At 68.0% G+C, this 14867-nt stretch carries 15 protein-coding genes and 1 pseudogene; 10 read left to right on the top strand and 6 right to left on the bottom strand.

What is annotated here, in order from left to right:
* Window positions 1-163: 163 nt before the first annotated feature.
* Both ABZT04_RS44995 and ABZT04_RS44990 read right to left on the bottom strand, forming a co-directional pair.
* Window positions 164-1219 (bottom strand): tyrosine-type recombinase/integrase, encoded by a 1056-nt coding sequence (locus tag ABZT04_RS44995; protein WP_356066266.1) that lies wholly within the window; start codon window positions 1217-1219, stop codon window positions 164-166.
* A gap of 348 nt (window positions 1220-1567) precedes the next feature.
* Window positions 1568-1753: a DNA-binding protein gene (locus tag ABZT04_RS44990; RefSeq protein ID WP_355754053.1), complete on the bottom strand. Its 186-nt coding sequence runs from the start codon at window positions 1751-1753 to the stop codon at window positions 1568-1570.
* 438 nt (window positions 1754-2191) lie between these two features.
* Between ABZT04_RS44990 and ABZT04_RS44985 the strand changes: the two genes are divergently transcribed.
* From ABZT04_RS44985 to ABZT04_RS44975, 3 genes are read left to right on the top strand one after another with little or no spacing between them, the layout of a single operon-like run.
* Window positions 2192-2860, top strand: a complete 669-nt coding sequence (locus ABZT04_RS44985; protein WP_356066263.1) for a sigma-70 family RNA polymerase sigma factor — start codon at window positions 2192-2194, stop codon at window positions 2858-2860.
* Window positions 2844-3230, top strand: a complete 387-nt coding sequence (locus ABZT04_RS44980; protein ID WP_356066269.1) for a hypothetical protein — start codon at window positions 2844-2846, stop codon at window positions 3228-3230. The genes ABZT04_RS44985 and ABZT04_RS44980 overlap by 17 nt, the downstream gene beginning before the upstream one ends.
* Window positions 3231-3270: 40 nt before the next feature.
* Window positions 3271-4896, top strand: a complete 1626-nt coding sequence (locus ABZT04_RS44975; protein ID WP_356066260.1) for a hypothetical protein — start codon at window positions 3271-3273, stop codon at window positions 4894-4896.
* 137 nt (window positions 4897-5033) lie between these two features.
* On the opposite strand, the pseudogene ABZT04_RS44970 reads toward ABZT04_RS44975, so the two are convergent.
* From ABZT04_RS44970 to ABZT04_RS44955, 4 genes and pseudogenes are all read right to left on the bottom strand, one after another.
* Window positions 5034-5405: pseudogene (locus ABZT04_RS44970) on the bottom strand (single-stranded DNA-binding protein); the annotation flags it as partial.
* Between the two features lie 54 nt (window positions 5406-5459).
* Window positions 5460-6377: a peptidoglycan-binding protein gene (locus ABZT04_RS44965; RefSeq protein ID WP_356066257.1), complete on the bottom strand. Its 918-nt coding sequence runs from the start codon at window positions 6375-6377 to the stop codon at window positions 5460-5462.
* Between the two features lie 122 nt (window positions 6378-6499).
* Window positions 6500-7138 carry a hypothetical protein gene (locus ABZT04_RS44960; protein WP_356066254.1) on the bottom strand — a complete coding sequence of 213 codons (639 nt, stop codon included), beginning with the start codon at window positions 7136-7138 and terminating at the stop codon, window positions 6500-6502.
* A 20-nt stretch (window positions 7139-7158) separates the two neighbouring features.
* Entirely contained in the window at window positions 7159-7794 is a 636-nt protein-coding gene (locus tag ABZT04_RS44955; protein ID WP_356066251.1) for a ParB N-terminal domain-containing protein, read from the bottom strand.
* A gap of 433 nt (window positions 7795-8227) precedes the next feature.
* Here ABZT04_RS44955 and ABZT04_RS44950 point away from each other — a divergent pair, with 433 nt between their 5' ends.
* The 7 genes from ABZT04_RS44950 to ABZT04_RS44920 all read left to right on the top strand — a co-directional run bounded on the left by ABZT04_RS44950 (window position 8228) and on the right by ABZT04_RS44920 (window position 14656).
* Window positions 8228-8827: a hypothetical protein gene (locus tag ABZT04_RS44950; RefSeq protein WP_133041349.1), complete on the top strand. Its 600-nt coding sequence runs from the start codon at window positions 8228-8230 to the stop codon at window positions 8825-8827.
* Between the two features lie 54 nt (window positions 8828-8881).
* Window positions 8882-9175: a helix-turn-helix domain-containing protein gene (locus ABZT04_RS44945; protein ID WP_356066247.1), complete on the top strand. Its 294-nt coding sequence runs from the start codon at window positions 8882-8884 to the stop codon at window positions 9173-9175.
* On the top strand, window positions 9172-10167 hold the full coding sequence (locus tag ABZT04_RS44940; RefSeq protein WP_356066244.1) for a hypothetical protein: 996 nt from the start codon (window positions 9172-9174) through the stop codon (window positions 10165-10167). The genes ABZT04_RS44945 and ABZT04_RS44940 overlap by 4 nt, the downstream gene beginning before the upstream one ends.
* 12 nt (window positions 10168-10179) lie before the next feature.
* The gene (locus ABZT04_RS44935) at window positions 10180-11001 is read left to right on the top strand and encodes an ATP-binding protein (RefSeq protein ID WP_356066242.1); all 822 of its coding nucleotides are present in this window, start codon (window positions 10180-10182) and stop codon (window positions 10999-11001) included.
* A gap of 146 nt (window positions 11002-11147) precedes the next feature.
* Complete coding sequence (locus ABZT04_RS44930; protein WP_356066239.1) at window positions 11148-12353, top strand: DUF2637 domain-containing protein; 1206 nt, start codon at window positions 11148-11150, stop codon at window positions 12351-12353.
* A gap of 77 nt (window positions 12354-12430) precedes the next feature.
* Window positions 12431-12844: a hypothetical protein gene (locus tag ABZT04_RS44925; protein WP_133041354.1), complete on the top strand. Its 414-nt coding sequence runs from the start codon at window positions 12431-12433 to the stop codon at window positions 12842-12844.
* 114 nt (window positions 12845-12958) lie between these two features.
* Window positions 12959-14656 (top strand): hypothetical protein, encoded by a 1698-nt coding sequence (locus tag ABZT04_RS44920; RefSeq protein ID WP_356066236.1) that lies wholly within the window; start codon window positions 12959-12961, stop codon window positions 14654-14656.
* Window positions 14657-14867 lie beyond the last annotated feature (211 nt).

Raw genomic sequence — 14867 nt, 5'->3', positions numbered from 1 at the left:
CCTATCTGTACCTTCGGGGGGCGGGGTGTTATCTGTTTGTACCTCTCTGATGGCCCGGTATTCTTCGGGTTGGGGGGGGCCCAACCGCGCCGGCGGGGCTGAGGCCGACATCGGCCTCAGCCCCGCTGAGGGTTCTGCGCTCGCGCCAGGAGAGGCGCTGAGGTCACGCCGCGACAGGCTCGGCGGGCCGCGACGGCCGCGCCGTGAGGCCCGCAGCGATGGCGCCGTGCGTGTCCGCGTGGTCCCGCAGGAGGTGGCTGTACGTCCGGCGCAACTCCTCGACGGAGTCGCCGACCCACGCCGCCACGGTGTGCTCCGGGATTCCGTTCTGAAGGCACGTGGAGATGAAGGTGTGCCGCAGGTCATGGAACGTGGGGAGCTCCCCCTTCTCGTCCTTGATCCCCAGCTTCCGCAGCGTGGGCTTCCACGCGTCGTCGTTGAAGTGGTTCCGGCAGATGAGGTTGTTGCGCGCGCTCCAGAACAGGGCGCGTGCCGTGCCGCGCTTGCACTCGGTGAGCGTCTTCTTGTGCTCCCACAGGACGTTCTGAGTGACTCGCGGCGGCTGCCGCTCCATGAACTCCTCCAGGGCGTCCACCAGGTACGGCGGCATCGGGACATCTTTGGTGTTCAAGCGCGGGCTCGTCTTGAGCCTGTCGACGAGCGTGGGGCTGTAGCGGGTCTCCTTGGTCCGGAGGATCTGCCGGCGCACGGTGAGCAGCTTGCTGTCCGTGTTGATGACGTCCTCGCACACGGCCAGGGCCTCTGCTTGGCGGAGTCCGCACGCGAACCCGAGCATGGGTATGAGGCGGTACCGCTCCGGAAACTCGTCGTAGATCGCCCAGCACTCCTCCGGGCTGAAGACGTAGGAGGTCGACTCGGCGACGTAGGGCCCGTCTACCTCGTACGTGGGGTTGGATGCGATCTTTCCGTTCTGGAGGGCGTCCTTGAGGATCATCTTGAAGACCTTCCAGTGCCCCTCCGCGGTGGAGTTGGCGAGGTCCTTGTTGGCCTCCATCTCCTGCACCCACGCCTCGACCTGAGCCTTCCTGATGGTGCGAAGGCGCTTGTTTCCCCAGCGGGGGTTGAGGTGGACGCGGACGGCGGACTCGTAGCTGGCGACGCTGATCTCCTTGGCGCGTCGTCTGCCCAGCCAGTCGGCTGCCCACTGCTTGAAGGTGAGGTTCGTTTCGACGGGCTCGGGGGTTGCGCCGGGGGCCATTCCGTCGAGGATCGATTGCGCTTGAGCCTGCGTCAGGCCGACTGATTCGGGGATCGTCGCGCGCGTGCGGCTGCCTTCGTCAGTCGTGCGGTTGTAGGACCAGCTATGGCCGCACCCGCCCTTCTTCGGCCTGTTCTGGTCAGGACAGTCGCACCTTTTGTAGACAGTGGGCTTGCGTGCCACGGGACGCCTTTCGGGATCTTGGTCGTTTCTCAGGTGACTCCCTGGCCAGGGGAGTTGGACTGTACGTAGGCGTAGCCATGGCAGGTCAAGCCGTCGCCTCAGAGGCTGTGTCGTCGGTGAGGGCCCTGTATTCGCAGCTATAACTCACGTACCGGCGCCAGATCTTCATTCCGTGCGCGCGTCTAGCCATGCCTCGAAATCGCGCTCCCGTACGCGGAGAATTCGATCGCTGATGCGCACTACGGGGATGTCCCAAGTTCTGTAGTTGTCGAGCACCGTGCGCTTTGGGACTTCCATGCGCTCGGCAATCGTCTCGAAACTCAGCAATGCATTTGAACCGCCGCGAGCCATGGTCGTCCTTGTTCATCCGTAGGTGCCCCCGGGCGGACTGTTCCGGCCGGATGGAGCCGGTTGCGTTCAGTCCGGCACCGATAGGTACGTGGATCGAAGGAATCTGTTACACCTGTGGCGACGTACGGCGCCTGCAGGGGTCTGGCGTGGCTCCGGGGCGCCCGTCGGGTCGGTCCTCGGCTACGAGACTGTTGGCGTCTGGAGGCCGGCGTTTCGTGGCCGCGCGCGCCATGGGGGCCAGGGGTCTGCCTGTGCGGCAGGTTGGTGAGCGGCCCGCGGTATCGCAGACCTGTTCGATGCGATCCGTAAAGGATTGGTTATGCTGCCTCAGCGCCGCATCGGAACCTGATCGTCCGTTGGTGGGGGAACTGGGAAGATGAGCCCGAGTGCGGCGTCGTAGCTGATCACCACAGCACCGGCTTGGGGGGATAACACGCCGTGACCGACACTCTGGAGGCACTGGTCGCACGCGCCGCAGCAGGCGGGGACGACGGGGCTGACGCCATTGGGGCGTTGTACGACGAACTGAATGACACCGTGTACCACTGGGTGCGGTTCTACATCCGGGACGGCCACTTCGCGGAAGACCTGTGTCAGGAAGTGTGGCTGAAGGTCGCTCAGAACATCGGCAAGTACCGCGCGGGGACGAGCCTGCTGGCTTGGCTGCGCACGATCACGAAGAACACCGCGCTTGATCACCTGCGCTCGGTGCAGCGGCGGCCCTCGGAAGTGCTGTACGCCGATCATCTTGAGCTCGACCGGCCGCGCTTTGACCAGAGCCCGGAGGAACACGCTGAACGGCGTGCACTGGCTGAGGCCGTTGCTGCCCGCATGCAGAAGTTGCGTTCTGAGCAACGCGACGTCCTGATCCTGCGGTTCTTCGACGGGCTCACCCCGGGCCAAACCGCAGAGATCATGGGGAAGAGCGACGGCGCGGTCCGTACCCTCACGGTACGAGCCCTACGCAAACTCGCCGAAGTCATGCCGGCCGGGCAGTCGTCTCCCCAGCTGATCGAGGAACTGCTGACGGCGGTAGCGGGCAGAAATAGGGTTGTCGGAACACGGGCAGAGACACGAGAGGCGAGGGCGCATGTCGCGACGCGCTGAGCAGAGCGAGCGCCTAGAGCGGGCGCTGGATGGCGGGCCTACCCCTCACGACGAGGAGACCCGCGAGATGTTGGCCGCCGCGGGTGCGCTGCGGCCCGGTTACCAACGCAGCCCTTCGCGGGTGCGCGATGCCAAAGAAGCGATGCTTCGCGAGTTCGCGCGCGTCCAGAACCCGCAGGAGGTGCGGGAGGACGCCGGATCGGGTGACGGCCTGGATGAGCCGGAGCTCCATCGTGAGGAGATCGAACTCCCCGATGGTGCTCAGCTCGTCCTCACCGACATCGAAGACATCACGCCTGAGCGTGCCGAGAAGACGGCCGCGCGTATCGCTCGGATCTTGAACACCAGGGAAAGGGACCGCCAGAGTTGAGCAGCGCAATACCCGGGGGCAGCGGCAGCTGGGGTCAGTCGTGACCGAGTCACAGCCTCGCGTCCGAATCCACATCCTGACCCCCGAGGACGAGGATGACGCAGAGCTCACCGACCTGGGCCTGGTCAACCTGGGGGGTGAACGCCTCCTGTTCTTGAAGCCCCAGAGCTTCGACTCAGCCGTACGGCAGGTGCGTTCGGCATTGCCTGATCTCCCACTGGAGCAGGTCGAACGCATGGTCCGTGAGCACCCGGAGTTCAAGGACTTCGGCGAACTGCTGGGAACCGCCAAGCCAGCTCCACCACTCGACATCACCCCCATGCCCGACGCGCCCCTTCTGCCCGGACGGATGCGCGGCCGAGCCAGGCAGTGGGTAATCGCTGCGGCGTTGGTGCCTGCGCTCGCAGGCAGTTGGGCGCTGGGCTACCTCACCGCCGGCAGCCCAGCAGGAACCTCAGCGAGTGCACCGGACAAGAGCTCGTCGCCGAGTCCTTCCGGCGCCTCGGCCGGGCAGGCCTCGGTGAAGCCGTTCGTCGGCTCGGATTTTCTGGACTTCTCCGATGCTGGCCAGATCGACTGCAAGCCGATCGCCAATCTCGAAGCAGAGTGTACGGACGCTGACGGCATGGTGATGGCAAGTAAGGCGGCCCTCGGACCGGACAGCACGATCTTCACCTTCTCGTACGGCTCAGAGCGCATAGGGCTGAGGATCTTCGCAGACAAGGACTATGCGAAGACGTGGGTCCGGCAGGACGGTACGACCGAGCTGTACCCAAATCTCTCCCGATCCGGCCGGTACGTGCTCTGGGGCACGGACAAGGGGCGGTTGTCGGAGTACACGGACTTGATCCAAGACACGGAAGCCAACACGTCGGCGAAAGCGAACGTGTCGGGCTTGGCGGCGCCGCTCCCGCCTCGTCTGGCTGCGCTCACCCTAGGCACGTTGGGGCTGGACAGGCAGGACGTGGAGACCATCCTGTACTCGCCGCACAGCGCGCCGGTCGACGAACCTGTTCTCCTGGCCGCGCAGTCAGTGCTCGGTGTCCAAATCACCGCCCCGTGGTTCACGGGCGGCGACGACATCGTGGCGATCGCTGCTGGTCTTGATCAGCCGCCCGTGGTGTCCCTGCCTGTGCACACTGCGGACATGGAGCCCCCGGTGCCTGTGGTGGACGGCCGCACTGCTTCCACACCGACAGCGAGCACGGAAGGAACGCAGCCGACTACGACGACGCCAGCTCCCACGACCACCACCTCGTCGACGGAGCCGAGCGCCCCGACAGAGCCGACGGAGCCGTCCACCGGGGACACGACGCCGAGCGAGCCTCCCGCAGAGACGACTCCCGCGGCCCCGGAGCCGTCGGAGCTTCCGGCCACCGACCCGGTGGAGGAGACGCCGACCGCTCCCGTCGAGGAGCCCCCGGCCCCGGCCGACCAGGCGCCGACCACCCCGGTCGAGGAAACCTCGGTGTCCGCGGAGACGCCGGCCGCTCCCGCCGAGGAGACACCCGCGTCTGTCGAGGACACGCCCGCCCCAGTCGAAACGCCTGCAGAAGGCGCCGAGCCCTCCGGTCAGGCGGCAACTCCGCCCGCAGACACCACGAACCAGGTCGACGACGGCGACCTGCTCATCCTGGACTCCGCCTGGACCGTCGCCGCCGCCTGAACAACCCCGAGGGGCCCCGGACATCAGCCCGGGGCCCCTCGAGTGCGTAGCGATCAGAACGGCGGATCTTCAGGCGCTGGTCCCGCCCACGGGTCATCGGTAGCGGGTCGCCCCTGCGCCGCGGCCGCCGGACGCTGCGCGCCGCCTCCGGTCTTGGTGACCCTCGCGGTGGCGTTGCGCAGGCTCGCGCCGACCTCCTCGACGTCCAGCTCGTAGACGGTGCGCTTGACGCCCTCACGGTCCTCGTAGGACCGCTGCTTGAGGCGCCCCTGAACGATGACGCGCATACCGCGCTGCAGGGACTCGGCAACGTTCTCGGCTGGCTGCCGCCACACGGCGCAGGTCAGGAACAGGCTTTCGCCGTCCTTCCACTCGTTGGTCTGCCGGTCGAAGGTGCGGGGAGTCGAGGCGACACGGAACTTCGCGACCGCGGCGCCGGAGGGAGTGAAGCGAAGTTCGGGGTCGTCGACCAGGTTGCCGATGACGGTGATGACGGTCTCGCCTGCCACGGGCGGGCCTTTCAGGAGTCGGGGGCCGGCCCGCGGGTACGGGCCGGCCGGGGGTCAAGAGAACAGAAGGCGCCAGGTAAGCGGCCCGGGGATGCCGTCCGCGTCGCCCCGCAGCTCCGCGCGGGAGAGCTGGAAGTCACGGACGTTCAGCCGGTCCGCCTCGCCCCACTTCGGCCCAGGGCCGGAGGTGTAGTGCTTGCCGTAGCCCTTCCGGACGAGCTGCTGCCCGAGCAGGGTGATGCTCGCGTTGGACTTGCCGGGCCCGAACTTGTCGGCGCCGGGGAACGGCGGTGCGGGCTTCGGGGTGGGCTTGGTGGTGGAGCCGCCGGTCGAACCGCCCTTGAGGGCCGCGGCCTTTGTCTTCGCCTTCGCCAGGAGCGCGGTGATGTCGATGTCACCAGGATCGCCGTGCACGTTCTCCGGGGGGTGCTGGTGGCCGCATACGCCGGAGAAGCCCTGCCACTCGGCGAAGGTCATCCGCGCCTTGCTGTTGCCGTACGAGGCCGGGTAGGGAAGCCACTCGCTCGGCGCCTTCAGCGGAACGCCGTTCTTGACGTTCTGCCAGGCCAGGAAGTCGGCGAGGTCGTCGAGCGCCCAGCCCGGGGCGTCCGGCCAGTAGAGGTAGTGCACGCCCGCCTGCAGCTTGCCCCAGGTCTTGCGGTGCGCGGGGTCGCAGGTGCCGACGAGTTCGACCTGGACGACGTCGTCGGTGTTGGTCTCCACGCCGCCGGCCTTGTTGACCAGGGCCCGCGCGGAGCGGTCGAACGCGTAGTGCTGGTACCAGTCCAGCCGCTTCTTGTCGAAGTTCGGCTTCGCCGTGATGTTCGGCGCGACGGCGCCCTTGGAGTAGTCGACGAGGGTTGTGCCCTCGGTGGTGTGCAGGAGGACCTTGTCGGGGTCCATCAGGTCACCCTTGTAGCTGCCCGAGAAGTCGTACGCGCGGCTGGCGCCCGGGTAGTAGGTGGTGGTCACGTGCTTTCCTCCGGTGCTGGTGAGCAGGGAGGGAGCACCGTGCAGGGCGGCGGGGGTTAACGTCGCGCCCTGGAAATGACGGCGGCCCCGGCGGTGACCGTGGCCGTCCATCCGGGGTGTCGTCAGTCGACGACCTCGGCGTCGACGACGCTGCCGTCCTCCAGCTCCGGCGGGTACTCGACGGCGAACAGGCTCTTGTCCAGTCGCTCGGCGAGCGCGGACAGGTCGACGGGCTGGTCGTCGTCGCCGGCCGGTGCGCCGAATCCGGTGATCTCGACGGCCACCACGGCGTCCTTGCCGTAGTGCTCGCGGTGCTGCCGCTCGAGGTACCAGGCGTCCGCGCGCCAGTCTGGGGAGGTGCGGTCCTCGACGGTCTCCTCGACGATCTCGCCGGTGACGGAGTCGCGGAACCGGCGTGTGGTGACCTTGGTGACGATTCCGCCGTCCGCGACCCTGCGGATGTTGGCCATGGCGCGCGCGGCCGCGGTGGCGCGCGCGGTGCGGACCTTCTCGTACAGGGCGGCGTACTCCTCCAACTCTGGGGCGGGGGCCTCGCCTGCGTCGCGGGCCTCGATCTCGGCGCGGCCCTCGGCCATCCACCGGAGGAAGGTGGTGCGGGAGATCCCGGCCATCTCCGCGGCCAACTCGACGGCGACGCCGGTGCGGGAGGCCGCGACGAGCCGCTGCTCGACCTCTTCGGAGAGCAGGCGTGGGCGGCCGCCGCGGGTACTGGGCCGGCGGGCCTTGCGTCGAGTGGACATGGGCGGACCTCTGGGACGGGTCAGCGGGCGGTATTGAACATGTGGCCGCAGGCAGGGCAGGTGGTGTGTGCGGCGCGGCCGTCGTCGTCAGGGCTGAGGCCGTCCCCGTGTTCGCCGTCGGCGGGCAGGTGGAGGGTGGGCGGTTCGTCTTCCCGGATGCCTCCGGGCAGGGTCTCGGGGTCGACCTGGCCGAGGAGCTTGTCGAGTTCGTCGTACGGGATGGCGAGGGAGTCGAACAGCTCCATCTCGTTGGTGGCCAGGTCCTCGAGGATCGCGGCGAACTCGCGGGGGTCCCAGCCGCCTTCGCCGGGGAGCCGGTTGAGCTTGATGGCCAGGGCCTCGGCCTCGGCGTCGGACTTGGAGGACCAGCCGCGCAGGACGGGGACGAGCCATCCGCCGTCCTCGTCGAGGACGACGCCGCCCGGCAGGGGCATTCCGCGGTTCTGCATCTCTATCAGGGCCTCGCGGCGGCCGTGGCCGTGCAGGACGCATTGTGTTCGCTCGTCGACGACGGGGACTTCGACCAAGCCGTGCATGCGGATCGCGTCGATGAGGAGTTCCAGCTCGTGCCGCTTGGGGTTCCGGGGCGCCGGCGTGAGGTTGGTGAGTGGCACGTACGCGATGAAGCGGGGCGGCTGGGCGATCGTCTCGGTCACGGCTGGTGCGGTCCTCTCCCATGCGTCGGTACCGGCAGCAGGTGAGGACTGCGAGCCCGCGGACTCCTACCGCGGCGCCCCACCTCGCAAGCGGGACATGCCGTCATGGCCGGTCCTCGCCCGCTGCCGGGCCGGTGCTGCCCTCGTTCCGGTTGGGGCGGCGCCGGAGCTCCACCAGCTCCCGGTGACGTCGCCAGAAGTGGTAGGGCCGCGGGGGAACGTAGGTAGACACGCCTCTAACGTCGCGTTCTACACACGCGAGTCTCATTGCTGTACTATCGACGTGGCTGGGAGAGCGACCCAGCTACCTGGGCCTAGGTGTAACAAAAATCGGCGGCTGTCGTACCTCCATGCGACGCCCCGAGACGCCCCGCCCGGGACAGCCCTAAACCCCTGGCCCTTTGGCGTCCGGGGAAATGGAAGGAAACACCGCATGGCGAACGGCGCCACCGAGGAAACTCGGGCCGGTCAGTCAGTTGAGCCGCCTCTCTCAGAGGTTGGCCTCGTCGGGGCCCTCGCCCGTCTCCTGAACGAGCGGACCGCAAGGATCATCAAGCCGCGGGTGGACGCGCCGAAGGCGCGCCTGATCAAGGCGTACGAGGGCGGGCAGTCCGAGCTTGTTGTCCGAGTCGGTGACGACGTCATCGGCCGTTACAAGGTGAACGTGGCGCAGCCGAAGGTCGTTGTGGACCCTGACAACGAAGACGCGTTGAACGCCTACGCCGACGAGCACGGCGGCACCGAGGTCGTCATCCGTCGAAACGCAAAGTGGGAAGAGGCCCTGCTCAAGTACGCGGAGTACGACGAAGAGACGGGCAAGATCGTCGATTCCCGCACTGGCGAGTTCGTCCCTGGTCTCAAGTACGAGAAGGGCGGGGAGCCTACAGGGAGCCTGACCTTTACGTGGGAGCAGAAGGACGTCGGCAGGAAGCGGCTGATGCGCCACTACCAGGACGGCACACTGAACCACCTCCTGGGTGAGACGCCGGAGTTGATGGCCGGCCCCCGGCCCGCCGCCGACGACCAGCGCTGACCGCCTCGGGCCTGGCCTCCCATGGCCAGGTCCCGCTCTCCCCAAGGGACACCAATGACCACTCCCTCTGACGTGATGGCGCCTGCGCTTGCCAGCGGTATATCTGATCGTGCGTTCCGCGTCCTTCACGTTCTGGCCCTGCACATGGATCACGGATGGGTTTCCATCCCGCCCATTGCTGAACTCCTCGGGATGACCCCCCATCAGATCCGTCTTCCGATCGCCGAACTGCGTGCGGCAGGCATGGTCGAGCACGACCGGCGATACGAGACTGGCGACACGGGTCGCAAGACGTGGCACACGTACGTCCGCCTCGCCGACGACACGCCCGCCGAGGCCGCTACATGAGCCGCAATAGCGCGTCGGGCAGTGTCCGCGTAAAACGGCGGACGCCGTTCGTCATCATCGAGTCGGCGACCGCCCGCGACACACGCCTGAGCTACCGCGAACTCGGGTTGCTGACCTACCTCCTGGACCAGAGCGAGGACTGGCAAGTCCGTTCGGAGCAGCTCTCCCAGGGCGAGGGACGCGAAGGCCGTGACGCCGTCCGTAAGTCCCTTCACAGACTTGCGGCCTGCGGGTACTACCGCCTTGAGCGGCGTCGCTTCCGCAACGGCAAGACCGCCATGGGCACAGCCATCTCCGACCATCCCGTCGAGCAGTGGGCCACCGACTACGTGACGTTCGGCAACAAGCTCGATATCCCCGTGGTGGAACAGGAAGACGGCACCTTCTGCGTGAAGTACGCGGACGGCACCCTCGGTAGCGACGGGTTCGACGTGGCCCCCGAGGACGTTGAGCCCCCAGCCGAGGAGGAGCCGGAGGAGGAACCAGCCGCTGGTGAACCGGAGCCCTCGGCCGCCGCGCCAAAGGACACCTCCACGACGCAGCCCGCCAAGAAGACGTCCACCCAGAAGACCGCGGCACAGGAGAAGGCGGCCGCGGCCGAGGAGAAGGCCGCGCAGGAGAAGGCCGCCGACGCGGCTGCTCGCAAGGTCGCCACTTGGTGGTGGGACCACGCCGAGAAGCACCTAGGCAAGTACGTCGGCCAACGTGGCGGATTCATGGCCGTCGTAGCCATGGTCCGGCGCGCGCTGGACGCGGGCTACAGCCAACAGGAATGCGCGAAGGCACTTCAGCACGCCCGAAAACACTTCCCCGCCGCACAGCAGTGGCAGGACGCCCTTGGCGTGGTCACCAACCACATCCAGCCGCAGCAGCGCAGCGGACGCATTCCGTACAGCGACTCGGCGACCTGGGGCACGACGAACGACGCCCCGAGCCAGACCCCGACTGACGACGCAGACGACGCCACCTTCGGCGTGGTCGCCCGCCTGTAAGGAGCGTGACCGATGTCTCTCACTACGGACGCCCCGGCGATCCCTGCCCCTGCCCGCGGTCTCAACGCGCTCGGCGACCTCAGCGAGCACGTTCTCAGCGTGCTCAAGAGGGGCGGCGCGGACCTGTCCCAACTCGGTGTCCCCGCACAGCCGGAACCAGAAGACGGTCTGTGGGAGGACGTAAGCGTGCCGCAGGCCCGCGTCCGCCGCGACGTATGGAGGAACAGCATGCTGGACGCCGCGCACCACGAGTACCTGCACTTCCGGTTCGAGCACCTGGACCCGAACCAGAAGCCGAACACGCTGCGGAACTGGCTCGGCTCCCTGGTGGAGGCGAAGAAGCGCAAGGCGCGGCCCGAGGTCCTGAACCTGATCGTGCCCGGGAACATCGGCAGCGGTAAGACGGCCGCGGTTTGCGCGCTGGGCAACGAGGCGTCCGAGCAGGGCCTGGTCGTGCGCTTCGTGAAGCACGCCACCTACCTGACGTGGCGTCGCCCGGACTCCGCCCCGCACAACCTGACCACACATCAGGTGCGGGAGCGGTTCGTCACCTGCGACCTGCTCGTCCTCGACGAACTGTGCGGCGAGATGGACATGACCGCCACGGAGTTCGCCCGCAAGGAGACAATCGACCTGATCGACTCCCGGCTGGCTGCCGGCCGTGCAACGGCGTTCTCGACGAATCTCCGCAGCCGTAGTCAGCCGGGCAGCCCCGGCCTCGGCGTGGTCGACATCCTCGGAGAGCGGTTGCTGTCGCGGCTCGAAGCCTCTGCCCACCTGCTGAAGATCACGGGCGCGGACCGGCGGAAGCCCCTCAAACCCCTCGACTGGTAGCCATCTCGAACTTCCCCAGCCGATAGCCGAACTGACATGGCGTGAGCAAGTCAGCGCGAGAGAGCAAAAGACGCTATATCGTTTAGTCGACCCGGAAGGCCATGAGCATAAGCCGACCGGGAAGGCCCGAACGAAGGGATGGTGTCTTGCCGAAGGTGTCGTTTTTCCGCGCCCGCCGGGGCAGCGAGCAGAAGCCGACAAAGCTGCTCAACGAGTCCGGGGTGCCGCCGTTTACCCGCTGGGAGCGCTTCGGTGCCAGCTTGACCGCAGTGGGTGGGGCCGCCGTTGGAGGCCTCGGCTTCTACGCATCGTTCGACGCCGTGTCGACCGCCGCCGCATCCTGGGGCTTCACGGAGCCGTGGGTCCTTCCTACCGCCATTGACTCGGCCATCCCGGTGTTCACCGGGGCATACCTCTTCCTGATCCGTATGGGCATGCCGCTCGCCTGGGCGCGGATCGTCCCCTGGACTCTGAGCCTGATCACCTGCGCGCTGAACGTCGCGGCTGGCAGCTCATTGTGGTCCAAAGTTGCGCACGGCTCCATGTCCCTGCTCTGGGTTGCCGTCTCTGAAATCGCCGCGCACATCTACGCCGTCCGGATTGGTGCCGCCACCGGGCGTCAACTCATGGACAAGGTCAGGTGGGCTCGCTGGTTCCTCTCGCCGCTGGCTACCTTCCTGCTCTGGCGTCGTATGAAGCTGTGGGAGCTGACGTCGTACGACGACGCGCTCGACCTGGAGCAGGAACGACTCGTCTACCAGGCGCTGCTCCGCGGCCGGTTCGGGCGGGCGTGGCGCAGGAAGGCTCCGGTCGAGTCGCTGCTGCCGCTACAACTCGTCCGCCGCGGTGTCCCGCTCGTCGAGACGGCTGCCAGCGGTCTTCGCGCGGCAGGCATCGAGCCCACGGGCATCTTCGCTCGGCCGCTGGCCGCGCCGGTCGAGGAGGTGACGGCGCTCCCGGCCGCGGCCCCGGCCACGACACCCGCCCCAGCCCTGGCTCCCACGGTTCCGGTGGCCGCCAACAAGCCGCGCGCGGTCAGGGCCTCCGTGCCCCCGCAGTCGCCGCCGCGGAACCAGCAGCGGTGGAGCATCCCGCAGTGGAGCACTGAGGATGAGCTGTACGAGATCATCAAGGACGTCCTGGACAACGGGCACCGGGAGGCCTTCAGGGGACCGCTGACCGGCAAGGCGATCGGGCTAGTCCTCGGCAAACACGAGGGCGAGGGCCGTAAGGTCCGTGGCCGCCTCATCAAGACCTACGCCGCGACGAAGGGCATCAGCATCCCGGACAAGGCCACCATTGGCGAGATCTTCGCGCTGTTCGGCCAGGCACTGACGCCAGTCAACCCGTAAGGCATCCTGCCTCTACCCGTACCGAAGCGGCGGGCTCCCCTCCTGGGTGCCCGCCGCCTGCATGATCGGACCCTTCCATGACACCGGAGATCCTGGCCCGGATCGCCGCCGCCCGTGCTGCCCGCGACCTTTCCGACCTGGCCCGGCAGGCGGTTGGCATGACAGCCGAGACGACCGGCGTCACCGAACGAATCGCGAGCGCCCGCCGCCTGCGCCAGATGGTGAACGAGTACGTCGACCGGGTCGTCCTGGCCGAGGTGCTGGCCGGCGCCGACTGGGCGGAGGTCGCTCAGGCGCTCAGCCGCCGCGACCCGGGCACGGTGGAGGCGGAGTACGCCGACGCCGTCGCGGAGTGGAGCGCGCTCACCGAGGACGAAGCCAACGAGGCGGCCGCCGGCGTCGAGGACCTGGACGACTGGTACGCCCGGCACCGCGAGGATCACGACCCTGACCTCGAAAAACCCGTCGCTGATCTGTTGAACAGGCATTGAGTCGGGCCTTCGTACGGGTAGACTAGTACAGCAATGAGACCGGCGAGAGCTTAGCGCTGTCGCTGACTCATCCTGCGCGGGAGAGCAACCCGCGGGCCCGAACGAAGGAACACGATGCCTGGTATCACCACGCCCCAGCGCGAGCGCAGATCACGCAAGCCGACCGGTCTCCCGAACCCGCCCATGATCGTGCTGTGCGGACCCGAGAAGTGCGGCAAGAGCTACGAGGCCGCCCTCGGCACGGCATCCGACCTGGTCGGCATGACGTACTGGATCGAGGTAGGCGGGTCCGAGGGTACGGCCGACTACTACGGCCGGATTCCCGGAGCCCGGTACGAGATCGTCGAGCATGAGGGCACCTACCAGGACATCCTCGACGCGGTTCGATGGGTCATCGCTCAGCCCCGGGTCAACGGCAAGCCCAACATGATCGTGGTGGACAACGGCACGAACATGTGGGACATGCTCAGCGACGAGCAGGCCCTGTTCGCCCGGCGGCGGGCCGTGCGCAAGGCGCAGGACAACCGGCGTCGGGCCCCTTCGCTGGACGACCCGGTCGTCGTCGACGCGGACCTGTGGAACCGGGCCAAGGACCGCTGGGGCGAGTTCTTGTGGCTGCTCCGTCGGCACTCCGGCCCCGTGGTGATCATCGCCCGTCAGGAGATCGTCACGGCGTTCGAGAACGACAAGCCCACGCGCAACACCACCCGGAAGATCAAGGCGGAGAAGAACCTCCCGGCCGCGGTCGACGCCATCGTGGAGCTTCACAGCCTGGGCGAGGCGTACCTGACTGGTGTGCGAACCCTGCACTGGGACGTCAAGCCCGGTGAGACGGTCCCGTTCCCGGACTTCTCCATCGACACCCTCTTGCGTCGGCTCGGGTTCGAGGAGGCAGCCGCCGTCCGGCAGGTCACCGAGGCCCGGCCCGAGGCGTACCTGCAGGAGCAGGACGACCAGCGCGCCCAGCAGCGGCAGCCCTCCCCGCAGCAGGCACCGGCCCGGCAGCAATTCGGGCACCCGTCGGGCCTGACGGGGGAGCGGGCCGTGGAGCTGGTCTACAAGGCCCTCAAGGACGAGAACAACCCGGAGGCGTGCCTGCGCGCCATCCGTGAGGAGTGGGGCATCCGCACCCTTCGGCAGATCCGCACTCGTACGAAGCTGTGGGGCGAGATGAACGCGGACGCTCTGATCACCAAGTCTCTCGCGTACATCAAGGAGCAGGCGGAGCAGCGCAAGAACGCCGCCGTCGGAGGGCAGCCGGCCGGGCCCAGCACCCCGCCGCCCGGTCAGGGGGAGCAGGAGCAGGCGCGCGAGCACCACGAGCCCCCGGCCCAGCCGCAGACCCCCAGCGAGCCGGGTACCGAGCAGGCGCCGCCGGACGAGAACGACGCGCCCCCGCCGCCGGACCCGCAGGCCGAGGAGCCCCCGCCCGCGGAGTCCGCGGAGGACACCAGCGCGGCCGAGGAGCCGCAGGACCTCCCGCCCCAGCGCGCCGCCAAGGCCGCCCCATCCCGGAAGAAGGACGACCCGAAGCAGATCGCGTACCAGGCTCTGCTCGACGAAGCCGAGGTTCAGGCCCGGGTGAAGTTCACTACCGTGGGTGAGCATCTGGGGCCGGTCACCGAGGTCGGAGAACCCGGCCTCGGGCAGCTCCGGGACTACATCCAGGCCCACCGCGCCGAGGTCATCACTCTCCTGGAGGAGGCCGACGAACCCGCGCTCGCCGATCTCTACCGCAGGGCGCCGATGCCGGATCTCGGCATCAAGAAGAAGTTCGCCGACTACTTCGACCGCGCGCCCTCCCGGCAGTGAGGTGACGTGAGGTGACGCGCGCCCGGGAGCGCTCGGGCGCGCCCACCGCTCTGCGTGGCCTCCCCGTGCTCGTCACCTCACCTCAAGGGGCGCGCCGCGCGCCTCGCACTCGCCGAAATCTGGCGGGCCCGGGAGGACCGACACCCGTTCCGCCGCGATGTTCGCCAGCGCGGTGTCCACGTTGAACACCGGCTGCGGGATCATCGTCGCG

It is taken from the genome of Streptomyces sp. NPDC005492 (genome assembly GCF_040605995.1).
In the GTDB taxonomy this organism is placed as follows: Bacteria; Actinomycetota; Actinomycetes; order Streptomycetales; family Streptomycetaceae; genus Streptomyces.
Note: the sequence above shows the minus strand (reverse complement) of the source record. Positions and strands in the feature narration are given on the sequence as shown.